Origin of the sequence: Sodalis sp. RH15, from assembly GCF_047324255.1 — a bacterium.
Lineage (GTDB): Bacteria > Pseudomonadota > Gammaproteobacteria > Enterobacterales > Enterobacteriaceae > Acerihabitans > Acerihabitans ligni.
This window is the reverse complement of the sequence record NZ_CP178738.1, coordinates 4,445,150-4,468,928: the sequence shown is the minus strand read 5'-3', so window position 1 is coordinate 4,468,928 and position 23,779 is coordinate 4,445,150. Positions and strand designations below refer to the sequence as shown.

Annotated in this window: 20 protein-coding genes and 1 riboswitch; of the genes, 8 read left to right on the top strand and 12 right to left on the bottom strand. The window is 57.7% G+C overall.

All coding sequences use genetic code 11. From position 1 onward, the window contains the following. Positions 1-10: 10 nt before the first annotated feature. Both ACL2XO_RS20295 and yghU read left to right on the top strand, forming a co-directional pair. Positions 11-784 (top strand): DUF3750 domain-containing protein, encoded by a 774-nt coding sequence (locus tag ACL2XO_RS20295; protein WP_203524558.1) that lies wholly within the window; start codon positions 11-13, stop codon positions 782-784. Between the two features lie 125 nt (positions 785-909). Continuing rightward, a complete protein-coding gene (gene yghU, locus ACL2XO_RS20290) occupies positions 910-1,785 on the top strand; it encodes a glutathione-dependent disulfide-bond oxidoreductase (RefSeq protein ID WP_413741372.1) in 876 nt (291 codons plus the stop codon). Here the strand turns inward: yghU and ACL2XO_RS20285 are convergent. After that, positions 1,782-2,693, bottom strand: a complete 912-nt coding sequence (locus ACL2XO_RS20285; protein WP_132926886.1) for a LysR family transcriptional regulator — start codon at positions 2,691-2,693, stop codon at positions 1,782-1,784. The two genes, yghU and ACL2XO_RS20285, sit on opposite strands and share 4 nt — an antisense overlap. A 167-nt stretch (positions 2,694-2,860) precedes the next feature. Between ACL2XO_RS20285 and ACL2XO_RS20280 the strand changes: the two genes are divergently transcribed. Beyond that, on the top strand, positions 2,861-3,841 hold the full coding sequence (locus tag ACL2XO_RS20280; RefSeq protein ID WP_413741371.1) for an aldo/keto reductase: 981 nt from the start codon (positions 2,861-2,863) through the stop codon (positions 3,839-3,841). Positions 3,842-3,993: 152 nt separating this feature from the next. Next, the gene (locus ACL2XO_RS20275) at positions 3,994-4,461 is read left to right on the top strand and encodes a DUF1456 family protein (protein WP_132926890.1); all 468 of its coding nucleotides are present in this window, start codon (positions 3,994-3,996) and stop codon (positions 4,459-4,461) included. 28 nt (positions 4,462-4,489) lie between these two features. Here the strand turns inward: ACL2XO_RS20275 and ACL2XO_RS20270 are convergent, their stop codons facing one another. Next, positions 4,490-4,936 (bottom strand): GNAT family N-acetyltransferase, encoded by a 447-nt coding sequence (locus ACL2XO_RS20270; RefSeq protein WP_132926892.1) that lies wholly within the window; start codon positions 4,934-4,936, stop codon positions 4,490-4,492. A gap of 358 nt (positions 4,937-5,294) precedes the next feature. On the opposite strand from ACL2XO_RS20270, the gene ACL2XO_RS20265 reads away from it, so the two are divergent. The 4 genes from ACL2XO_RS20265 (at position 5,295) to thiD (ending at position 8,438) form a co-directional block, all read left to right on the top strand. Further along, a complete protein-coding gene (locus ACL2XO_RS20265; RefSeq protein ID WP_413725213.1) occupies positions 5,295-6,026 on the top strand; it encodes a helix-turn-helix transcriptional regulator in 732 nt (243 codons plus the stop codon). 300 nt (positions 6,027-6,326) lie between these two features. Beyond that, positions 6,327-6,674 (top strand): hypothetical protein, encoded by a 348-nt coding sequence (locus ACL2XO_RS20260; protein ID WP_413741370.1) that lies wholly within the window; start codon positions 6,327-6,329, stop codon positions 6,672-6,674. A 29-nt stretch (positions 6,675-6,703) separates the two neighbouring features. Continuing rightward, a riboswitch (TPP riboswitch) is annotated at positions 6,704-6,804 on the top strand. A gap of 39 nt (positions 6,805-6,843) precedes the next feature. Further along, on the top strand, positions 6,844-7,638 hold the full coding sequence (thiM, locus tag ACL2XO_RS20255; protein WP_413741369.1) for a hydroxyethylthiazole kinase: 795 nt from the start codon (positions 6,844-6,846) through the stop codon (positions 7,636-7,638). Further along, on the top strand, positions 7,635-8,438 hold the full coding sequence (thiD, locus tag ACL2XO_RS20250; RefSeq protein ID WP_413741368.1) for a bifunctional hydroxymethylpyrimidine kinase/phosphomethylpyrimidine kinase: 804 nt from the start codon (positions 7,635-7,637) through the stop codon (positions 8,436-8,438). The genes thiM and thiD overlap by 4 nt, the downstream gene beginning before the upstream one ends. On the opposite strand, the gene ACL2XO_RS20245 is transcribed toward thiD, so the two are convergent. The 10 genes from ACL2XO_RS20245 to ACL2XO_RS20200 all read right to left on the bottom strand — a co-directional run bounded on the left by ACL2XO_RS20245 (position 8,385) and on the right by ACL2XO_RS20200 (position 23,779). Then, on the bottom strand, positions 8,385-9,299 hold the full coding sequence (locus ACL2XO_RS20245; protein ID WP_413741367.1) for a hypothetical protein: 915 nt from the start codon (positions 9,297-9,299) through the stop codon (positions 8,385-8,387). The genes thiD and ACL2XO_RS20245 overlap by 54 nt on opposite strands. A 165-nt stretch (positions 9,300-9,464) precedes the next feature. Beyond that, positions 9,465-10,364, bottom strand: coding sequence for a lipid kinase YegS (gene yegS / locus ACL2XO_RS20240; protein ID WP_413725208.1), 900 nt, complete (start codon positions 10,362-10,364; stop codon positions 9,465-9,467). Positions 10,365-10,684: 320 nt separating this feature from the next. Then, positions 10,685-12,088, bottom strand: coding sequence for a tRNA 5-hydroxyuridine modification protein YegQ (gene yegQ / locus ACL2XO_RS20235; RefSeq protein ID WP_132926905.1), 1,404 nt, complete (start codon positions 12,086-12,088; stop codon positions 10,685-10,687). A 250-nt stretch (positions 12,089-12,338) separates the two neighbouring features. Further along, positions 12,339-12,677, bottom strand: coding sequence for a YegP family protein (locus ACL2XO_RS20230; protein WP_132926916.1), 339 nt, complete (start codon positions 12,675-12,677; stop codon positions 12,339-12,341). Between the two features lie 87 nt (positions 12,678-12,764). Next, the gene (gene baeR / locus ACL2XO_RS20225) at positions 12,765-13,475 is read right to left on the bottom strand and encodes a two-component system response regulator BaeR (RefSeq protein WP_413725207.1); all 711 of its coding nucleotides are present in this window, start codon (positions 13,473-13,475) and stop codon (positions 12,765-12,767) included. Next, positions 13,472-14,857, bottom strand: coding sequence for a two-component system sensor histidine kinase BaeS (baeS, locus tag ACL2XO_RS20220; RefSeq protein WP_413725206.1), 1,386 nt, complete (start codon positions 14,855-14,857; stop codon positions 13,472-13,474). Before baeS ends, baeR begins: the two co-directional genes overlap by 4 nt. Positions 14,858-14,867: 10 nt before the next feature. Beyond that, a complete protein-coding gene (gene mdtD, locus ACL2XO_RS20215) occupies positions 14,868-16,322 on the bottom strand; it encodes a multidrug transporter subunit MdtD (protein WP_132926922.1) in 1,455 nt (484 codons plus the stop codon). 7 nt (positions 16,323-16,329) lie between these two features. After that, on the bottom strand, positions 16,330-19,410 hold the full coding sequence (mdtC, locus tag ACL2XO_RS20210) for a multidrug efflux RND transporter permease subunit MdtC (protein ID WP_413741366.1): 3,081 nt from the start codon (positions 19,408-19,410) through the stop codon (positions 16,330-16,332). Beyond that, positions 19,407-22,523: an MdtB/MuxB family multidrug efflux RND transporter permease subunit gene (locus ACL2XO_RS20205; RefSeq protein WP_413741365.1), complete on the bottom strand. Its 3,117-nt coding sequence runs from the start codon at positions 22,521-22,523 to the stop codon at positions 19,407-19,409. Before ACL2XO_RS20205 ends, mdtC begins: the two co-directional genes overlap by 4 nt. Then, positions 22,523-23,779 (bottom strand): MdtA/MuxA family multidrug efflux RND transporter periplasmic adaptor subunit, encoded by a 1,257-nt coding sequence (locus ACL2XO_RS20200; RefSeq protein WP_413726989.1) that lies wholly within the window; start codon positions 23,777-23,779, stop codon positions 22,523-22,525. Before ACL2XO_RS20200 ends, ACL2XO_RS20205 begins: the two co-directional genes overlap by 1 nt.

Sequence of the window (23,779 nt, the reverse complement as noted above, 5' to 3'; positions counted from 1 at the left end):
CTAAGCTTATATGACCTACCTGAAAGCGTTCTTTATCGGTTTTATCTGCGTCATGGTTTTATCATTCGGGCAAAGCTGGTCCAAGGCAAAGCAGGGCGGGGAGGTATTTACCGGTCAGCATTGGTGGACGGCCCGGCGCGATTCCGCCGGCATTGCGCCGAATCCGGCGCAATTGCGCGATTTGGCGATAGTGCAGATCTATGCCGCGCCCACCTATGGATGGCGGGGCCTGGTGGCGGTTCATCCCTGGATCATCTTTAAAAAAGCGGGGGAAACCCGCTTTAGCCGGTATGATGTCATCAGCTGGGGCAGTGATGACGTGGTTCGCCGTGACTTCGCCCTCCCCGACGGCTACTGGTACGGCTCCCGGCCCAAGCTGTTGGTGGATCATCGCGGACCCCGCGCCGAAGCCATGATCCCGCGCATTGAGGCCGCCATCGGCAGCTATCCCTATCCGCATACCTACCATGCCTGGCCCGGCCCCAACAGCAATACCTTTATGGCCCATATCGGCAGAGAAGTGCCTGAACTGGGGCTGGATCTGCCGGCCAACGCCATCGGCAAGGATTATCGGACGTTGCTGCATCCCATTGGATTATCCCCGTCGGGCAGGGGCGTGCAGGTGTCGTTACTGGGCGTGCTGGGATTGACGCTGGGGGTGGAAGAGGGGGTCGAGGTCAATATTTTGGGATTTAATATGGGCGTTGATGTGATGTCCCCGGCGCTGCGTTTGCCTTTTATCGGCCGGCTTGGCTATGAAAAGGTGGCAAGGGATAAAACCTGAGTTTTGATCTTATCCGGCATCACGTAAATATATCGACATTTTGTTTTTCTATCGCCGCGGATCGAGGAACGGTATGATGACTTTTACCACGATCTCCCAAAACTAAAGCGAAAGGAGCATTGAGCATGAGCAATCAATCCGATTACGTGCCGCCGAAGGTATGGACCTGGAACAAGGATAGCAACGGCCGCTTCGCGAATATCAACCGCCCGGTTTCCGGGCCGACCCACGACAAAGAGCTGCCGGTGGGACGCCATCCCCTTCAGCTCTATTCGCTGGCGACACCGAACGGCGTGAAGGTGACGGTGATGCTGGAGGAACTGCTGGCTATTGGCCACAGCGGCGCGGAATATGACGCCTGGCTTATCAGGATCGGCGACGGCGACCAGTTCGGCAGCGGCTTCGTGGCGGTAAACCCGAACTCCAAGATCCCGGCTCTGATGGATCGCAGCGGCCCCGAGCCAATCAGGGTATTCGAGTCCGGCTCGATACTGTTATACCTGGCCGAAAAGTTCGGCGCATTTCTGCCAAAAGAGATCGGCGCGCGCACCGAATGCCTGTCATGGCTGTTCTGGCAGATGGGCAGCGCGCCCTATATAGGCGGAGGCTTCGGCCATTTTTATGCCTACGCCCCCACCAAGATTGCCTATGCCATCGACCGGTTCGCGATGGAAGCAAAACGCCAGCTCGACGTGCTCGACAAGCGGCTGGCGGACAATGAGTATATTGCGGGCAGTGAATATACCATCGCCGATATGGCTATCTGGCCGTGGTATGGCGGCCTGGTGAAGGGCTGGATATACGACGCGGCGGAATTTCTGGCCGTTCAGGACTATAAGCATCTCCAGCGCTGGGCCGACACTATCGAACAACGGCCGGCCGTGCAGCGCGGGCGGATGGTCAATCGAGTCTTTGGCGAGCCGTCAAGCCAACTGCACGAACGTCATGACGCCGCCGACTTTGAGACCAAAACCCAGGATAAGCTTGCCGGCCAACGCTAGCGGCCGGTAAACCGGATGGTCTCCTTAAGCCTGGGCGTGGCGAAATCGAGAAAGCTGCGCACCTTCAGCGGCAGGCGAGATTGTCCGGTATACACCAGCCACAGCGGCATCGGTTCGGCCTCATACTCCGCCAGCACCACGCAAAGCTTACCGGCCGCCAGGCCGTCGGCGGCCTGGTAATGAAGCACCTGTGTCAATCCGACGCCGGCGATGGCGGCATCCACCGCGGCTTCCGCCGAGGTGGGCGACAGGCGGGCACGGATGGGGGTGTTGACAACTGCGCCGGAGGCGGGGGATCGAAACCGCCAATGGGTGGACAAATTGACGTGATCCACGCCCACGCAAGGGCGCGCCGCCAGGTCCGCCGGGGTCTTGGGCGCGCCGTGCTTCTTGAGAAAATCCGGGCTGGCCACCACCATCCAGCGCAGCTCGCCGATGCGCGTTGAAGAGAGGTTGCCATTCCCCGGCGGACCTATGCGTACCGCCACGTCGATATGTTCGCTGATAAGTTCCAGACGGGCGTCCGACAGGGCAAGGCGCACGTTCACGTCAGGATACTGCGCCAGGAATGCGTTGATGATGGGCAGCACGTGCAGACGGCCGAAGGTCAGCGGCGCCGTGATCAACAGCTCGCCCTTGGGGGTGACGTACTCGCCGACGGCGCCGCGATCGGCCTCGTTCACCTGCTCAAGTATGCGCTTGGCGGCCTGAAGGTAGTCGGCGCCGGCATCGGTGAGCTCAAGGCGTCGGGTAGTGCGAACCAGCAGGCGCGTTCCCAGGTGATTCTCCAGCTCCCCCAGTTTTCGGCTCAGGGTCGGCAGCGGAATGTGCAGGTAACGGGCCGCCGCGGACAGCGTTCCGCGATCCACCACTTCGACGAAAATCGCCATCGCCTCGAGCTTGTCCATCCATTATTCCATTCACAGAGAATATGTTTCTCAAAAATAGCGGATTATTATTCATAACGGAAGGGACTATCCTACAGTTCTCGCAGTTAAGGCCGTGTGGCCGGTTCTGTTGGGTGGGCGCCCGGTGCCGACCCGGCAGGATTATTCAACGCTCTCAGGAGAAGACCATGGATTACATAAAACTCGGCCGAACCGGCCTCGACGTGTCGCGGCTGTGTCTTGGCTGCATGACCTACGGCGTGCCTGACCGTGGCGGTCACGAATGGACGCTGGATGAGGAAAAGAGCCGTCCGCTTATTCGCCGCGCGGTGGAAGCGGGCATTAACTTCTTCGACACTGCCAACGTTTATTCCGACGGCACTTCCGAGGAAATCGTCGGCCGGCTGCTTAAAGAGTTCGCGCGCCGCGAAGAGATAGTGATTGCCACAAAAGTGCACGGCCGCATGCATCCGGGACCGAACGGCGCGGGTCTCAGCCGCAAGGCCATCATGCAGGAAATCGACAATTCACTGCGCCGGCTTGGTACCGATTATGTCGATCTTTATCAGATTCATCGCTTCGACTACAGCGTGCCCATCGAAGAGACGCTGGAAGCGCTTCATGATGTCGTAAAAGCAGGCAAGGCCCGTTATATCGGCGCTTCCTCCATGTATGCCTGGCAATTCGCCACCATGCTCCATGTCGCCGAAGCCCATGGCTGGACGAAGTTCTCCACGATGCAGAACTATGTCAATTTGCTCTATCGCGAGGAAGAACGCGAAATGCTCCCGCTGTGCGAGGCCAAGGGCATTGGCGTGATCCCGTGGAGCCCCCTGGCGCGCGGCCGGCTGACGAGGCCATGGGATGACAGTACTAAGCGATCCGAGACCGACAAGTTCGGCAAGACGCTTTATGAACATACCGCCGATGCCGATCACCGGGTCGTCGAAGCGGTGACGGCGGTGGCGGAGGAACGCCACGTCCCCCGCGCGCAGGTGGCTCTTGCCTGGGTACTGGCTAAATCAGCGGTGTCCGCTCCCATTGTCGGAGCCTCCAAGCCAGGTCATCTTGACGACGCCGTCGCCGCCCTGAATCTGGTATTGAGCGCCGAGGAGATAGCCCGGCTCGAGGCGCCGTATGTTCCCCATAGCGTGGTAGGTTTCTCATAAGCCAGACTGGAATATGAACACTGGTTTTGAGGACGAGAATGACCGCCTGGGATAAAAAGCCGGGCGGTTGTATTCATCAGCCCTATGTTTAACGCCGGATATCATTATACTGTCCGGCCATAAAGATAATTGCGCGATAAGGGACCGGGGTCATGATGAATAACGATGTGCTGCGCAGCGTACGCTATATGCTGAATCTGCATAATGAACAGCTCCTGGGCATATTGGCGTTAGCGGAGTGCGTCATTACGCCGCAACAGATGGCCGGCTTCGTTAAAAAAGAAGAGGAAGAGGGCTATGCGCCCTGTCCGGACATGGTGATGGGCTGTTTTCTTCATGGCCTGGTGATTCATAAACGCGGCCGGGATGAAACGATGCCGGAAGCTAAAATTGAACGAAAAATCACCAATAATATTATCCTGAAAAAGCTGCGTGTCGCCTTTTCACTGAAAACCAACGACCTGCAGGACATTCTCCAGTCCCAGGACTTTCGCCTCTCCCTGCCGGAGGTGACCGCCATGCTGCGGTCTCCGGGGCATAAAAATTATCGGGTATGCGGCGATCAGGTCCTGCGTTACTTTCTTAAAGGACTGGCTGCCCGGCTTCGCAAAGCGGTATAGAGCACATATTGAATAATTATCCTTTTGTTTAGCGAAAGAATAATTTGTGTTGCTCTATGGCGCGGTGCATGAGGAAATATTCCCCGTGTTCTGCGATGCCCGATGAGATGATCTTCCAGCCGTGACGCTGGTAAAACGCCAGGGCTCGGCGATTTTTGGTCAGGCACTTCAGGGCCATCTTATCGCCGCACAGCGGATAGCAGGCTTCCAGCAGCGCGGTGGCCACCCCCTGCCGCTGCCAGGCAGGATCAACAAATAGATTGTGCAAAAAGCTGTCCGGCAGCCAAAGGGAGGCAAAGCCGACAATGTGATTTTGCTCTTCGGCCACCAAAATCTTTTCGCCAAATGTCGCACCGTCGAAATCCTCCAGATGCCACTGTCTGCCGTCCAGCCAGGTCCAGCATTTTTTGCGGGAAGAGAGGTACAGGGTGCGTAAAAAGGGTCGGTCTGATTCTCGATAAGTCCTGACAAGCACAGCTTCTCCTTACTGCAACTACCCGGTGCAGTGGATGGATTCTTGGGAAAGCACTCGGTGCTTAATTATATCAGACAATTTGTCAATAATTTGATGGTTGTGGCCCTTCCGGACCGAATCCGCGGTTTCGGCCGGTAACAACGGACCGCCGGGCGGCGGGAGGCGGCGACGGTATTAAGGTATCAGTGGGTCAATTTTCCTAACAGATAAGGATATCCCTTGTTCTATTAGTAGTTGCATCAATACCTGGCCTCTTATATTATCGAAAATCCTCTTGAAATTAACCTTTCAGCCAGTCATTAATTACCTGGCGGGAATATTAAATGATGAGTATTAGTTAATATTGCAGGCATAGATTATGGAAAAATCAGTTGAAAACAGCCAAGATGTTTTTATCACAGCCATGAAAAAAGAACTTAAGCTCTATCTTATCCAGATTTTCAAGAATACTCATGTTTTTTGTTTTGCTTACTTAATGATGAACAAATCACACAGTTTTCCTGCCTCTATAATATCCGATTATCCGGCGGGCTGGATTAATCAATATAAAAACCATGGCTATCAAAAAATTGATCCGGTCATGATCATCGCATGCCGGAAATTTTCGCCATTTATTTGGCCTGACAATCCGGCGATAATCCATCAGCACAGTTTTTTCAATCTGTCGAAATTTTATCGTCTGAACAGCGGTTATACCTTCACGTTGCATGACGGCGACGACAATCTGGCGACGCTGAGCCTCACCAATCGCACCGGCAGCTCGGATTTTTATCGTATCATCGAGCAAAATAAGGAAAAATTCCAGATGCTGTTGATTACCACCCATGAAAAAGTGATCAATTTTATGCGCGCCGAAATGCGCGCTATGCAGCCTTACGGCGGCCCACCCACCCATGCACTGCTATCGCCCAGGGAAAAAGAAGTATTATTCTGGGCCAGCGCGGGTAAAACCTATGGCGAGGTGGCCACTATTCTTACCATCAGAGAAGGAACGGTAAAATTTCATATAAGAAATATTATTGATAAGCTTGGCGTTGTCAATGCTAAACATGCCATTAGCCGTGCCATGGAGCTCAAGCTTTTCAGTTAATGCTTTATGAACGATAAGGTTGGATAATATTATCTTCGCTGGTCTTGTGTGTTCTGTTTTATTATCCAAAATAAAAATTATTTAATTTTTATTAAACCAGATCCATATATTGATGTGCTAATTACATTCATTTTCTCAGGGTTTCACCTCGGAAAGCTAAAACCTGATGTTTATTGTAGCTGCGTTTATACCCTCTCTTTTAATCTAATCGGACGGGATACCGGCGCCGCGAAGTTGTAGACAGTGTCGGTAATAGACATTGAAAATACAGCAGGAAGCAAATAGGATTGATTATATTACATGTGTAAAATTATTGCCTCTTATCTGCTTTTTTTATTCCCATTGACGGCCTTCGCCTCCAATGTTGTTGATAAAGAGGTGCTGCAACGCATTTTGAATAACGTTTCCCATGAGTGCCTTGGCAATCCGGCCTGGCCAATCTCCCTGCCGGTGGATAACGATCCCTGGCTCTTGGGCCGTCTCGAGGCCTTGGCCGAGTCGGGGCTGGTTCAGCCGGCCTGGCTTGATAATCGCCCCGTCTGGCTGTTGACCCCCACCGGCGCAGGTTCCTCGCCTCGCACCGGCGATGGGTGCATCGGCCGGATGCTGTTGCGGCATGGCTTGCAGGAAGTCCCCTGCGATCGTTGATCTTTTCTTCCCGCACCCGGATAATCAACAGACTTGACTCGGGGTGTCCGTTGTTACGCAGCGGACTGAGATTTAACCCGCATAACCTGATCTGGATAATGCCAGCGTAGGGAAGTCACGGCGTCCCTTCCTCCGGATCCCGTCTTCTTAAACGCCGGCTGGGAGCAATATGACTGTACAACCTATGGAATTTCCCGGCCTGACCGCGGCCGCCTCCCTTGATTTGCTTCGGCAGCATGCGCCGCTGGTGCATTGCTTGACCAATGACGTGGTGCAGGCTTTTACCGCCAATACCCTGCTGGCGCTCGGCGCCGCGCCGGCAATGGTGGTCGATCCGGAAGAGGCGGCGCAATTCAGCGCCGTGGCCGATGCCCTGCTGGTGAATATCGGCACGCTGCGCCGCCGCCAGGCGGAGGCCATGCTGGCCGCCGTCCAGGCCGCTAACGAGGCCGGCACTCCGTGGGTACTCGATCCGGTGGCGGCGGGACCTCTTGCCTATCGAACCGGGTTCGCCCATAGTCTCCTGCCGCTGCGCCCGGCCGCCATCCGCGGCAATGCCTCCGAGATCCTGGCCTTGGCCGGCGAGAGCGCTCTGGGACGCGGCGTGGACAGTGCCGATGATTCCAGCCTGGCCCTGTCCGCCGCCCGGAAGCTGGCCACGGACTATCACACGCTGGTGGCGGTAACAGGACGGGTGGATTTTGTCACCGACGGGGAGCGGATATGGTCCATCAATGACGGCCATCCGCTGATGACCCGGGTGACGGGGACCGGCTGCGCGTTATCGGCGGTGGTGGCGGCCTTTTGCGCGCTGCCGGGGGATCGTTTGTCGCACGTGGCCGCCGCCTGCAAAGTCATGGCCCGCGCCGGCCGGCTCACCGCGGCTGACGTCAAGGGGCCCGGCAGTTTTGCCGTGGATTTCCTTGATAGACTCTATACTCTCCAGGGAGAGCAGCTGCAATGAGCCGCATCCGGAATCTCTTGACCATCGCCGGTACCGATCCCAGCGGCGGGGCCGGCATCCAGGCCGATATGAAAACCTTTTCGGCCCTCGGCGCTTACGGCACCACGGTAATTACCGCCCTGGTGGCGCAAAATACCCGCGGCGTGCAATCCATCTATCCCATCACTCCTGAGTTTGTAGGTGAACAGCTGGACTCGGTGCTCAGCGATGTGCGTATCGACAGCGCCAAAATCGGCATGCTGGGGCAGGGGGATATCGTCCGGGTAGTGGCGGAAAAACTCCGGCGATATCCCATCCCCTTCGTGGTGCTGGACACGGTTATGGTGGCAAAAAGCGGTGATTTCCTGCTGGCGCCGGATGCGGTGTCGGCGCTAAGGGATGAACTGTTGCCGCTGGCATCCATCATCACCCCCAACCTGCCGGAGGCGGCGGCATTATTGAACTGCCCGCCGGCAGACGATGAAAGCGGCATGCGTGAGCAGGGCCGGGCGCTGCTGGCGTTGGGTTGCCGGGCGGTGGTGATGAAAGGCGGCCATCTGCATGGAGAATCCAGTCCCGATTGGCTGATTACCGCCGACGGGGAGCTGCGGTTCGATGCCCTGCGGGTCAATACCCGCCATACCCACGGCACCGGCTGTACGCTGTCCGCCGCGTTGGCGGCGTTGCGCCCGCAATATGACGACTGGGAGCAAACCCTGCGGGCGGCGAAAGCCTATTTGCAGCAGGCGTTGCTGCATGCCGATGATTTAGAGGTCGGGCAGGGGATTGGACCCGTCCATCATTTCCACCAGTGGTGGTGACATGCCGGTTAACACACCTTCGGCGTAGCTCAACAGCGAGCGGGCATATTGCAGATGGCGGGCGTCGAAGACGTTAAGCGGATAGTGTTTCTCGGCGCGGTGGGGACGAATGCGCAGCGAAGGCACGAGTTTGTCCTGCTTTTTATCCGGTACCGCGGTAAAGATATATCCCGGCTGCAGGCGGTTGTCTTCATCGCGCCATAATAACTGCAATGACGGATAGGGGGGGTTGGAACGGGCGATAAAAACGTTGCCGGACCAAAAGCCCTCGAACAGTCCGTCCTTTTGCAGGCGCTTCTCTTCGAAAACCGGTGCGTTGACCCATGCGGTCAATGCCGCAGGAGTAATGGCCTGTTCCAGCTGTTTCCACAGCGGGCAGCCGTTTTCCAATTGCCAGCAGGCTAAACCGATATAGTCGTTTAGCGCCTGCCAATCCTGTTCCAATTTAAGTTTTAACGACTTGTCGAACAGGTTGCGGTATTGGACGATGGGACTGCGCAGCTCACCGATGGTGTCATAGGTAATCAAGGTGGCATTGCGCGGCTTGCGGCGCAGCGATAACCAGAGAAATATTTTGGGGATGCGAAAGGCGATGGACTGCACGCTAAGACGGTATTGATTCTCCTTGGACAGCACAAAGCCGTTGGAGGTACCGCGCTTTTCGCGATAATTGTGAATCACCACCACGCTGTCTTCACCCATCCATCCGGTGACGTAATGTTCTTTATCGCTGTCGGTGAGCTTCAGGTCATCCACCATGGAGCAAATGTTCTTTTCGTCTAACGTCGACAGGGGATGTGTCTCTTTGGCGCTGTAATAAAGGCTTTCTGGCATGGGTAGGTCGGGTGAAAAAGCTTGCATTATAATTTCCTGGGTAAGCGATATGCCATATAACCTTCATCTTTCAAGTTGCAGCCGGCACAGCTGCAACTTGAAATCTATTGCGTACAGATTACCTTAAGTTGTTATACAAATTCTTTACCCACGCGCCTTTGACGGCCAATATTGTGCGTAAGATCAAAATCTTTATGCCAATAACGGGCATTGCGGCGGCAAACGGCATGAGAGCGCCGCCGGCAGCACTTTGATCCGGAATTTTTTTCCTCTCAGCGGTTCACCGTCCAGATTGAAGGTGACCTCATGGGGCGCGATTATCTCCAGCCAGGGCAGAGTGGCGGAAACGATATGCGGATTCTCGGTGTCGGTGGAGAGGCTATTGAGCAGTATTGGCAACCACTCTTCCACGGCGAAGATACGCAACTGCAGCTTACCGTCATTGATAAGCGCTCCCGGACATAATACCTGGCCGCCGCCGGCCTGCCGGCCGTTACCGATACCGATCACCAGGGCGTCGCCGGTCCAGCTGAAGCCGGGCCCGCGGATTTCGCAGCTATCGGCTTTCAAGGTGTCCATGCGCAGCAAACCGTGAATGAAATAGGATGCGCCCCCCAGCACCGATTTTAATTTCGCCGGTGTTTCGCTGGTGATACGGGTACCGAAGCCGCCGGTGGCCATATTGATGAAAAAACGATCCTGATTGACCCGGGCGAGATCGATATCCGTCGCTTTGCCCAGCACGGCCAGCGCCAGCGCTTTATCCAGCTCCGCCGGGATGGCGCAGCTTTGGGCAAAGTCGTTGGCGGTGCCCAGCGGCAGGATGCCGAGGCTTGGGCGGCCTTTTACCGGCAACAACGCCAGCGCGCACGCCACTTCATTGATGGTGCCGTCGCCGCCGCCGGCAATCACCGTTTGCACTCCCAGCTTGACGGCTTCTTCCACATAACGATGCACATCGCCGTGTTCCCAGGTTACGCGGACATACAGCGGATAGCCGTCGTGCCGCTGCTGCTGCACGGCTTGCCGGAGCTCTTCGTTGCCAGCGCTCTTGCCGTTTAAAATAATCAATGAAGCGGGTATGGGTGGCATGGCTGATTCCATTAATCCTGTCTGTTGATCTTAGGGCGGGAGAGATGTGGTCCCAGCCCGGCACGATGTTCAACGGCGGGCGTAGTGCCTTTATCTAGTTTAGATACTAACGTCGGCGTCGGGAAAGTCGAGGAACAAAACGCGTTTTGCCGCGGGCGGGTCAAAACCGTAAAGGAACGGCAATGCAAAATAAAAAGCCAGCTCAAGGGAGGATGAGCTGGCGAAAGAGGTGGTTCCTGGTGTAGCTGGGTCGTTATTATCCGTTTGGTTTCAGCAAGCGCATCATACGCGTTGCCAGCTAGGCGTATTGTGACACAATTCTAACTTCCGGATATTTCACGATCCTTAAGCGGCAGGGCAGCGGATTTACCGTGCGGATCGCGGGTGGTGGTGCCGTCCAGGTTCCTCAGCAGCAGTGCGAAACGGATATCCAGCGCTTCAGGCACCGGTAAATAGACGGTATGGCCGTTGCCGGGAGCAACCTGGGCGGCGTTTCCTTTAATATCGGTAATCTGTTCGAGGGTAAACGTGATATTGCCCTGGGGGGTCATCAATTCGACGCTGTCCCCCAGGGAGAATTTATTTTTCACCGCCACTTCCGCCAGGCCGTCGCGGCGGTGGCCGGTAAATTCTCCCACGAACTGCTGAGTGTCGGATACCGAATAACCGTAATCGTAATTTTGCTGGTCCTCATGGACATGGCGGCGAAGAAAACCTTCGGTGTAGCCGCGATGCGCCAGGCCTTCAAGGGTGCGCAGCAGTGTCGGGTCAAAGGGTTTGCCGGCGGCCGCATCATCAATCGCCCGGCGATAGACCTGGGCGGTCCGGGCGCAATAATAGAAGGATTTGGTGCGGCCCTCGATCTTCAGCGAATGCACCCCCATCGCCGTCAGCCGTTCCACATGGGCGATGGCCCGCAGATCTTTCGAGTTCATGATGTAGGTTCCGTGCTCATCCTCGAAGGCGGTCATGTACTCTCCGGGACGCTGCTTTTCTTCCAGCATGAAGACCTTGTCGGTGGGAGCGCCGATGCCAAGGGTAGGCTCGACGGCGGTGACCGGAATGGGCTCATATTGATGGACAATATTGCCGATATCATCTTCCTTGCCTTCCCGGACGTTATATTCCCAGCGGCAGGCGTTGGTGCAGGCGCCCTGGTTCGGATCCCGTTTATTGATATAACCGGACAGCAGGCAGCGGCCGGAATAAGCCATGCACAGCGCGCCGTGGACAAACACTTCCAGTTCGATATCCGGCACTTCCCGGCGTATTTCAGCAATCTCTTCCAATGACAGTTCACGAGACAGGATCACCCGAGTTAGACCGGCCTGCCGCCAGAATTTCACCGTTGCCCAGTTTACCGCGTTAGCCTGCACCGACAGGTGGATAGGCATTGCCGGAAAAGCCTGGCGCACCATCATGATAAGGCCGGGATCGGACATGATCAGCGCATCGGGGCCCATCGCCACCACCGGCTGCAGATCGCGGATAAAGGTCTTCAGTTTGGCGTTATGGGGCGCGATATTTACCACAACGTAAAATTGTTTCCCCAGGCTATGGGCTTCAGCGATGCCGATGGCCAGGTTCTCGTGGTTAAATTCATTATTGCGCACCCGCAGGCTGTAGCGCGGCTGGCCGGCATACACGGCGTCGGCGCCATAGGCAAACGCGTAGCGCATATTTTTCAATGAGCCGGCGGGGGAGAGGAGTTCCGGAATAAACATGTCTAATCTCGTCTGATGTCAAGTCAGTTTGCCCGGCGCCCGGTGAAAGACCGGGCGTCTGTGGGAAGGACGCGATTTTAGACCCGGAAGGGGAAAAAATCAGCAAAAAATGCATTGACCGCCCTGATCTTGAGCTTTCCGGGCGTTTTTCCGCTGATGAGGCGAGAGAGTACAACGGCAGACGGAGGTTATATCGCCGGAGTCACAAGGAGAGCCCCGGCGAAGCTATGCTCATAACGTCAAAATACCCTCAATGAGTCAAATCCATAATCTCTTCCGTGGCGGCGCATTCCATGGCCGCTTTGATACCTAGGCGAGCATCGGATTCGCTGCTGTAGGGGCCGCCTAATCCGAGAATCTGTTCATTTTTGCCCCGTAATATAAAATAGGGGTGCTCGTCGGTGCTCTTTTTAAGCTCGTAATTGTGTTCGTCCGGAGCGTTATAGCGGGCGAAGGTGATGGCATTCTCCGCGGACGCTTTGCTGCAAAACGTTTCGCTGGCAAGAATGATTTCACCATTTTTTCCTTTTAGTTTGAAAAGATAGTGTCCGTTCCTTACTTTTTGCAGCTCATAATGCACGGTAGCCATAGCGGGCCTCCTTTTAAACCGCCTGAACGCACTTGCGTTCACTTATCAGTATAGGAGAAGTCCGACAATATACCGTGGCTGAATCGGTTAAATTAGTTCACAGGGCTCTGCTTCCCAACGGTATCCCATACCGTAAACCGCACGTATGAAGGGGACATCTTCCGTCAGGCTTTCAAGCTTGCGGCGCAAGTTTTTGATATGGCTGTCAATGGTGCGGTCGGTGACCACGCGATAATCATCGTACAACTGGTTGAGCAGGGTTTCCCGCGAAAAAACCTTGCCCGGTTCGCTGGCCAGGATTTTCAGCAGCCGGAATTCCGCCGGGGTCAAGTCCAGCGGCATGGCGCGGTAGCTGGCTTTGAACCTGTTTTCATCAATCAGCAATGGACTGGGGGCGGGTAACGCGGCAGGGGGGCGGTAGCTGCGGCGGATAATGGCCTTAACCCGGGCCACCACTTCCCGCGGGCTATAGGGTTTGCAGATGTAATCATCCGCGCCGATCTCAAGCCCCAGAAGCCGATCGATTTCTTCGGTTTTTGCGGTCATCATGACAATGGGTACATCGGAAAAATGCCGGATATCGCGGCACAGGGAGAGGCCGTCGCGGCCGGGCAGCATAAGATCCAGCAATATCAGCGCCGGCGGCGACTGGTGCAGATAATCCACCACCTTATCGCCGCGGGTCAGCCAGTGGGTGTGAAAATCGGCCGCCTGCAGGTAATCCACCAGCAGCTGTCCCAGTTTGGGCTCATCTTCCACAATTAAAATGGTCAACGGTTGGGCGTCATGTTCAGTCATAAGATCCTGGCCGTTCTGGAATCCAGAGGTAATACTACCGCTATTTGCAGGCCGCCTAAAGTTGAATGTGCTGCGCTCAGATTGCCGCCGTGGGCCTCAACAATGTTTTGGCAAATGGGCAGCCCCAGGCCGGATCCGCCGCTGGAGCGATTGCGCGAGCCTTCGGCGCGGTAAAAACGTTCGAAAATCTGCGATAGCTGCGACTCCGCCACCCCCGGCGCGCTGTCTTGCCAGCGCAGGGTCAGTGAATCACCCTGGATAAGACCGTTGATAACCAGTCGTCCCGGCGGGTCGGTATAACGCAGGCTGTTTTCCAGCAGGTTATGGAACAGTTGGGTCAAGCGGTCCGGATCGCCGAATACCAAGGCCTGTTCGGGCAGCGACAGGGAAATATCCAGCCCCTTGAGACTAAACCTTTCCCGGCAGGCCGCCACGGCAATCTGCAGAAGATGTATGACGTCGACCCGGCTTTTGCGGTAGGCCAGAGCCCCCGAATCCGACAGTGATAATTGGTGCAAATCGTCCACCAGCTTCGTCAGGATCAACACCTCTCCCTGGAGCGAGGACAGGGAGTCGGCGGTAGGTTTTCTGACGCCGTCCTGCAGCGCTTCCAGTTCGCCGCGCAATATCGCCAGCGGAGTGCGTAATTCATGTGAGATGTCGGCCATGAATTCCCGCCGCATGGCGTCATTTTTTTCCAGCGATGCCGCCAACTGATTAAAATCGCTGGCCAATCGCCCCAGTTCATCCTGGGTATCGGCCATGACGCGGGCGGAAAAGTTGCCGGCGGCCAACTGGTGGGTGCCCTTTACCAACCGTTTGACGGGCGCCAGCAGACCGCGGGCGGTGAGCCAGGCCACCGCTGCCGCCAACAGGCCGGCCAGGGCGACAATCAGCCAGCTGGTGCGCTGCTGCTGTTTGTCAAAACTGATATCCGCCTCCCGCGTCAGCCGCTCCACCGGGGTCGACATCACCCAGCCCACCACTTCATCGTTGACGGTAATGGGCAGGCGCGGTCCTTCGTCGGGCAGGGGGCCGTCGGGACCCACCAGCTTGTGCAATTCCCCGTCAACTACCCAGATTTGGGTGCGCAGGCCGTGGGGGGGATAATTTCTCCCCTCATCGGGGTTTTGTTCAAACGAACGCAGCAATTGGTAGACGAACCGCTCATTATTGCGCAGGAAACCCCAGTTGCCGTGCAATTGATATTGCTCGGTCAAGGCATTGTCCAACAGCGCAATCCGCTGGTTATTGGTGCGTTTGATATAATCGATAAAGCCCCGTTCGAAACTCAGCCTTACGCCCCAATGCATAGTGATCACCACCAGCATGCACGTGGCGAAAATAGCAAGGAACAATTTAGCGGTAACGCCGAATTTCATGATGACCTCGTTAGCTTTTGTCTTCCTGTTCCGTCAGTACGGCATTTTTCACGGTATCCGGCGGTACCCTGAGAAAAACCAGCGCCGGCAGGGCGATAACCACCGCCATACAGAGGTAGGTGGCGATAAACACCCCGTGCATATTGGCGGGGCTGGTGGAGGGAGCGTGCGAGGCGACAAACAGGCCAAGCAGAATCCCCGCGGTGGTGACTCCCAGGCTCATGGACAGCTGCATGACCATGGACAACAAGCTGTTGCCGCCGCTGGCCAGGGTGTCCGGCAAATCTTTCAGCGTTAAGGTGTTCATGGAGGTAAAACGCATGGCGTTAACCACGCCCTGGAAAAACAGCACCACCGGTATGGCATAAATCCAGCCCATCAGCGCCACCAGCGGGAAAACCAGGTTGACGGCCGCCAGCGCCAGCGTCGCCCCGGTCAGCACGGCACGGTAACCGAAGCGGTTAACGATCTGCACGATCATGCGCTTGGTGCCCATGCTGCCTATCACCATGGGAATCATCATCAGACCCGCGTGAAACGGGGCGAAACCCACTCCCAACTGTAAAAACAGCGGCGTCATGAACGGCAGCATCCCGCTACCGATTCTCCCCAGCAGGCTGCCCAGCAGACCCAGAGAGAAGGTGGGGGTTTCAAACAGCTTGAGATTGAACAGGGCGTCTTCGTTACGTCTGGCGTGCAGCCAGTAGCCCAGCAGCGCCAGAACGCCCACCACCGCCAGCAGGGCGATATACCGCGGGCCGAGCTCCAGGCTCCGGCTCCCACCCAGGGCAAGGGTCAGGGTGGCCATGCCCACCGCCAGCAGCACAAACCCGAAAAAATCGAAGCCGCGGGTCTGCATGGTATAATTGGGCATCAGCAGCCAGGTTATCACCGCGCCGACGGCGCCCACCGGTAGGTTGATCAAAAATATCCAATGCCAGCTGGCATATTCCACCAGAAAACCGCCCAGGGCCGGTCCCAGCAGCGGGCCGACCTGCCCGGGCATGGTGACAAAGGCCATCGCCGCCATATACTGGGATCGGGGCACGATTTTCATCACCGTCAGACGCCCCACCGGCACCATCATCGCCCCGCCGATACCCTGGATAACCCGGGAAATCTCCAGTTCATGCAGGGTGGAGGAACGGGCGCACAGCAGCGACCCCAGGGTAAACAGTAAAATCGCGCTGAAGAAGACCTTTTTGACCCCGAAACGGTCCGCCAGCCAGCCGCTGGCCGGCAGCATCATGGCCACCGTCAGCACATAAGAGACGATTACCGAATGCATATGCAGCGGGTTTTCATGCAGGCTTTTCGCCATGGAGGGCAGGGCGGTATTGACGATGGTGGTGTCCAGCGTCTGCATAAAAAAGCCGAACGCGACTGTCCAAAGTTGCCAGTGTACCGACGCGGAAGGGCGGGGATCGGCGGTCGCTACGTGGTGTTGGAAAGGATGCCATCTCATGCGATCGTTACTCTTCTTTGGGGGTTGAGAAATGAGGAACCGTACGGCGCTTGATCCGTAATTTATCGAAAAACAGGTAAATGACGGGGGTGGTATACAGCGTCATCAGCTGGCTGACGATTAATCCGCCGACAATGGTAATGCCCAGGGGCTCGCGCAGCTCAGCGCCGTCGCCCCGGCTCAGAACCAGCGGCAGCGCGCCGAACAGCGCGGCCAGCGTGGTCATGATGATGGGCCTAAAGCGCAGCTGGCAGGCCTGGAAAATGGCGTCATGGGCGCTGATGCCGCTTTGCCGTTGGGCGGTGAGGGCGAAATCCACCATCATGATGGCGTTTTTCTTCACAATGCCTATCAGCAGCAGAATGCCTATCAGGGCGATTAAACTGAACGGCGCGTTAAAAAGCTCCAGGGCCAGCAATGCGCCGATTCCGGCCGAGGGCAGCGTCGACAGTATGGTCAGCGGGTGGACATAGCTTTCATACAGAATGCCGAGGACAATATAGACCGTCGCCACCGCCGCCAGAATCAGCAGCAGCTGGGTTTGCTCGCTCTGCTCGTAAGCCTGGGCGGTGCCGGAAAAACCGCCGCGCACGCTGGGGGGCACGCCCAGCTGCGTCATGGTCCGCTCGATGGCCGCCGTCGCGTCCGACAGCGCCACGCCGTCCGGCAGATTGAAGGCGATGGTGGACGAGGCGGACAGTCCCTGATGGTTCACCGCCAGCGGCGCATTGGCCGGCTGCCAATGGGCGAAGGACGACAGGGGAATCGGCTGGCCTTCGCTGTTATTCAAAAACATATGTTCCAGCGTACTAGGGTCCTGTGTATAGGGAGAGGCCACTTCCATCACCACCTTATATTGATTGAGGGGTTGATAAATGGTGGAGATCTGCCGCTGGCCGAAGGCGTTGTTCAGCAGATTGTTCACATCGGAGACTGACAGCCCCAGCCGCGCCAGCACATCGCGATCGTAAACCAGATCCAGCTCCGAGCCCTTATCCTGCTGGTCGGAGCTGATATCCGCCAACTGCGGCAGCGCCATCAGCGCTTGACGCACTTTCGGCTCCCATTCGCGCAAATCCTCGATATTGTCGGCCAGTAAACTGTATTGATAGCTGGCGTTGGCCTGGCGCCCGCCGATACGGACGTCCTGCACCGCCATGAGGAACAGGCTGGCGCCGGGCTCTTTCGCCAGCTTGAGCCGCAGGCGGTCGATAATCTGCTGCGCGCTGTCCTTGCGTTCGGACAGCGGTTTCAGTGAAATATACATCGAGCCGCTGTTGGTGCGCGAACCGCCGGTATAACCGGTAACGTTGTCCACCGCCGGATCCTCTCGGACGATGCGCATGAAATCCTGCAGCTTGCCGCGCATGGCCTGGAACGATATGCTCTGGTCGGCCTGGATAAAACCCAGCACCCGGCCGGTGTCCTGCTCCGGCAAAAAGGTTTTGGGTATGGCGATATAGAGCCAGATATTCAGCGCCAGGGTGGCGATAAACAGCAGCAATACCCAGCGGGCGTGGGTCAGTACCCATTGCAGCGAGCGGGCATAGCGCAGCTGCAAGGCTTGCAGCAAAGCGGCGAAACTGTAGCGGCGGGCCGCGGCGTGGGGACGGCTGCGCAATAACCGGGCGCACAGCATAGGCGTCAGCGTCAGCGATACCGCCAGGGAAATGGCGATGGCCACGGACAGGGTCACGGCAAATTCCCGAAACAGCCGGCCCGGTAAGCCGCCCATCAATAACAGGGGAATAAATACCGCAATCAGCGATAGGCTCATGGACAAGACGGTGAACCCCACTTCCCGCACCCCCAGCAGCGCCGCCGACAGAGGCTTTATGCCGTTTTCCACGTGGCGGGTGATATTTTCCATCACCACAATGGCGTCGTCCACCACAAAACCGGTGGCGATGGTCAGCGCCATCAGCGAAATATTATTCAGGCTGAAACCGCACAGGTACATGGCGGCGAAGGTTCCGATCAGCGATACCGGCACCGCCAGCGCCGGTATCAGCGTGGCGCGCCAGGAGCGCAGGAACAGCAGCACCACCAGGACAACCAGCACCACCGCTATTACCAATGATTGTTCCACTTCCGCCAGGGACGCGCGGATGGTGGGGGATCTGTCCTGGGCGACGGCCAGATCGATACCGGCGGGAATGGAGGCCCGCAGCGCGGGCAGTGAGTCGCGGATGGTTTTCACCGTCGAGATGATATTGGCATCCGGCGAACGCTGGATGGCAATCAATATCGCCGGCTTGCCGCCGGCCATGCCGGCGTTGCGCACGTCCTGCACGGAGTCTTTCACCTGGGCCACATCCTGCAGCCGCACGGCGCTATTGTCGCTGTAATGCACGATAAGCGGCTGATACTCCTTGGCGGTATGCAGGGCATCGTTGGTGCGGATTTGCCAGCGGGACTGCCGGTCTTCCACCACCCCCTGCGGGAGCCGGACGTTGGCCTGGCTAATGGCGTCGCGCACCTGGTCAAGGGTAACCCCCTGGTTGAACAGCGCCAAAGGATTTAGCTCCACCCGCACCGCCGGCAGCGAACCCCCGCCCACCGTGACATCGCCGACGCCCTCCATCTGCGAGATGTTCTGCGCCAGCTCGGTGGAGGCGATATCATACAATTGACCCTGGCTGTAGGTATCCGAGGTGAGGGTCAGGATCATGATGGGGGCGTCGGAGGGATTGACCTTACGGTACTGCGGCCGGCCGGGCATGCCGCTTGGCAGCAGGTTCTGCGCGGCGTTGATGGCCGCCTGCACGTCGCGTGCGGCGCCGTTGATATCACGATCCAGATCGAATTGCAGAATAACGCGGGTCGAGCCAAGGGTGCTGTTGGAGGTCATTTCGTTCACCCCGGCCACATGGCCCAGCGCCCGCTCCAGCGGCGTGGCCACCGAGGAGGCCATGGTATCGGGGGAAGCGCCCGGCAGCGAGGCCGATACCACAATCACCGGAAAATCCACCTGGGGCAGCGGCGCCACCGGCAATAGCCTGAAACCCAGCACGCCGCATAACGCAATGGCCAGCATCAGCAATAACGTGGCCACCGGGCGGTAGATGAACAGGGCGAGAAATTTCATACCGACTCCGGCGTTTCTTCCACCTGGGGGCGGTTGCGCGACAGGCGATCAAACAGCAGATAAATCACCGGCGTGGTAAACAGCGTCAGCACCTGGCTGACCACCAGGCCGCCCACCATGCAGATCCCCAGCGGACGGCGCAGCTCGGCGCCGACCCCGGTGCTGAACATCAGCGGCAGGGCGCCGAACAGCGCCGCCAGGGTGGTCATCAGAATCGGCCGGAAGCGCAGCAAACTGGCTTGATAGATGGCATCGTAAGGCGTCATGCCCTTTTCCCGCTCGGCGGCCAGCGCGAAGTCTATCATCATGATGGCGTTCTTTTTGACGATACCGATCAGGAGGATAATGCCGATGATGGCGATGACGTCCAGTTCGTGGCCGGAGATAATCAGCGCCAGCAGTGCGCCCACCCCGGCGGTGGGCAGGGTGGAGAGGATGGTAACCGGGTGGATAAAGCTTTCATACAGCACCCCGAGCACGATATAAACCGCCACGATGGCCGCCACAATCAGCCAGACGGTGCTGTTCAGCGCCGCTTGGAACGCCATGGTGCTGCCCTGGAAGCGGGTGCTGATGGTGGCGGGGAGCTCCAGCGACTGCTCGGCCTGTTTGATGGCGGATACCGCTTCTCCCAGCGAGTAGCCCGGCGCCAGGTTGAACGAGACGGTGGCGGAAGGGAACTGCTCCTGATGGTTTATCGACAGCGGCCCCAGGCGCTGCTGCACGCTGGTGATGGCGCTCAAGGGGACAATATTGCCATCGCTGCCTTTCAGGCGGATATCCGCCAGCGCCGCCAGGCCGGGGCTGGCGTCGGTGTCATGTTGCAGCACCACCCGGTACTGGCTGGCCTGGGTGTAAATCGTTGAAATCAATCGCTGGCCGAACGCGTTGTACAAGGCATTGTCCACATCCGTCATGCTGATGCCCAGGCGGCTGGCGCTGTCGCGATCCACCCTGATATAGGCTTCCAGGCCCTGGTCCTGCAAATCGCTGCCCACATCCCTTAGCTGCGGCAGGGCCTGCAGGCGTTCCAGCAGTCGCGGCACCCATTTATTCAAATCCTCCAGGGACAGGGACTGGAGGGTAAACTGATATTGGGTATAGCTGAGCTGGGTATCAATGGTGAGATCCTGTATCGGCTGCAAATAGAGCCGGATGCCGGTTAATCCGTCGACGGCCCGCTGCAGCCTGGAGATAACCACATCCACACGATCGGCCCGCTGTCCCAGGGGTTTGAGATTGATCTGCAGCCGGCCGCTGTTCAGCGTGGCGTTGGTGCCGTCCACGCCGATAAGGGAAGAGACGCTTTCAACCGCCGGGTCGCGCATGATGGTGGATACCACGGCCTGCTGGCGCCGGGCCATGTTGCTGAACGAAACGCTCTGCGCGGCCTGGACCGTTCCCTGGATGACGCCGTTGTCCTGGGTGGGAAAGAAGCCTTTCGGAATGAACAGATAGAGCAAAATCGTCAGGGCCAGCATGCTCAGGGCCACCACCAGCGTTTGCCAGGGATGGCGAAGCACCTTTTCCAGGGAGCGGCCGTAACCGGCCACCACCCGTTCAAACAGCCGCTCGCTGGCGCGGGTAAACCGATTCTGCCTGCGCAGCGATTCGTAGCTCAGCATGCGAGCGCACATCATCGGCGTCAGCGTCAGCGACACCACGGCGGAAATCAGGATGGCGATGGCCAGGGTGACGGCGAATTCCCGGAACAGCCGGCCGACGATATCGCCCATGAAGAGCAGCGGAATCAGTACCGCGATCAGGGACACCGTTAATGAAATAATGGTAAATCCGATTTCCCCGGCGCCTTTCAGCGCCGCCGCCAGGGGCTTTTCCCCCTGTTCGATGTAGCGGGAGATATTTTCAATTACCACGATGGCGTCATCCACCACAAACCCGGTGGCAATGGTGAGCGCCATCAGCGTCAGGTTATTGATGGAGAAGCCCAGCATATACATCACCGCAAAGGTGCCCACCAGGGAGAGCGGCACGGCCACCGCCGGGATCACCGTTGCCGCGGCGTTGCGCAAAAACAGGTAGATCACCATGACCACCAGGGCAATGGACAGCAGCAGTTCAAACTGTACGTCGCTGACCGATGCGCGGATATTGACGGTACGATCCGCCAGCAGCGATACGGTAACGGATTTGGGCAGGCTGGCGGTAAGGGCCGGCAATAAAGCGCGGATATTGTCGGCGGTGGTGATGACGTTGGCGCCGGGCTGACGCTGGATATTCATTACGATGGCCGGCTGGCGATTGGCCCAGGCGCCCAGATAGACGTTTTCCGCTCCCTGTTCGATGGTGGCCACATCCCCTAACCTGACCGGGGCGCCGTTCTGCCAGCTGATAATCAGCCGGCGGTAATCATCGGCGGATTTCATCTGATCGTTGGCGGACAGGGTCACCGACCGCTCAGGCCCGTCCAGACTGCCTTTGGGCGTGTTGACGTTAGCGTCCGCGATGGCGGTGCGCACCGTTTCACTGTCCAGGCCATAGGCCGCCAGCGCCTGGGCGTTCAGCTTTACCCGTACCGCCGGACGCTGCCCGCCGGATATGGACACCAGGCCGACGCCGGTAACCTGGGAAATCTTTTGCGCCACCCGGGTTTCCACCATGTCTTCCACCTGGATCATCGACATGGAGGTGGAGGTGACCGCCAGGGTCATGATGGGCGGGTCGGCCGGGTTGACCTTGCTGTACACCGGCGGATTGGGCAAATCGGACGGCAGCAGGTTGGTGGCGTTATTGATTGCCGCCTGCACTTCCTGTTCGGCCACGTCCAGCGGCAGCGACAGCTGGAATTGCAGGACGATGACCGACGCGCCGCCGGAGCTTCGGGATGACATCTGCTGCAGTCCCGACATCTGGCCGAACTGGCGCTCCAGCGGCGCGGTGATGGCGGAGGTTACGACATCCGGACTGGCGCCGGGGTACAAAGTCACCACCTGGATGGTGGGGTAATCCACTTCCGGCAGCGCCGATACCGGCAGCGTCCGATAGCCGATGATGCCGGCCAGCAGAATGGCTATCATGAGCAGCGTAGTGGCCACCGGCCGGAGTATAAACAGCCTTGAGGGACCGCCGTTGTGGCTGGGCAAAACCTCCATCAGGACTTTTCTCCCCGGTGTTTCGGTATATAAACCGGGGATGTTTCCGTATTGACCGGGGATACCACTTCAACTTTGGCGCCTTCGGTCAGGCGATCGATGCCGTCGGTAACCACCCGCTGTCCCGCTTCCAGTCCGGCGGTAATCACCACCTGCCGGCTGTCCTCCATACCGGTGGTGACGCGATGCTGGCTGACCTGATTATCATCATTCAACACCCAAACGAAATGCCCGTCGTTATTCATTTGCACCGCGGCGGGAGGAACCACCACCGCATTTTGCAGGGTATCCACTTTCATCCGTATATTGACGAATTGATTGGGGAACAGGCTGTCGTCGGTATTGTCGAAACGCGCTTTCAGTTTCACCGTGCCGGTGGCGGTATCAATCTGGTTATCCAGGCTCAGTAATTTACCGTCGGTGAGCTTTTGCTTATTGGTGCGATCCCAGGCTTGTGCCGGCAGTACGCCGTTTTTTTGCCCCTTGATAACCGTAGGGATATCGTTTTCTGGCAGAGTGAACACCACGTCGATGGGCCGGGTTTGGGTTATTATCACAATGCCGGTGGTATCGGCGCTGGTAATATAATTGCCCACATCCACCTGTCGCAGACCCACGCGTCCGTCGATAGGCGCGGTAATGCGGCTGTAAGCCAGCTGCAGCTCGGCGCTGGCCACCGCCCCTTGGTCTACCTGGATCTGGCCTTCATATTCATTCACCGTGGATTGCTGGGTATCCATCTGCTGGCGGGAGACCATACTGGTTTTCACCAGATTCCGGTAGCGGGTCAAGTCCTGCCGCGCGTTGGCGAGGGTGGCCTGATCTTTGGCCAACTGCCCCCTGGCCTGCTGCAACGCCACGTCGAACGGCCGGGGATCGATTTCCGCCAGCAAGGTTCCGGCCTTCACCCACTGCCCTTCGTCAAAATGCAGCGCCATAAGCTGGCCGTCCACGCGGCTGCGCACCGTCACGGTTGCGGCGGCGGTAACCGTGCCCAGGCCGGAGAGATAATAGGGCACTGACTTTTGCTGCGCCTGCGCCGCCTGAACCGGCGGCAAAGCCTGCTGCTGACGCCGTCCGCCGCCCTGTTGGGCGGCGTGTTGCCGTTCGCCGCCGTGATGGCGTCCGCCTTCCGCCGTCGCGGGTATGGACGGCTGATGGAAATGACGCCAGACCACCACGGCGCCAATGACAATAATCAATAGCACTACTGTTAAGCCAAGTAAGCGTCCAATGCGTTTACCCTTCATTGATAT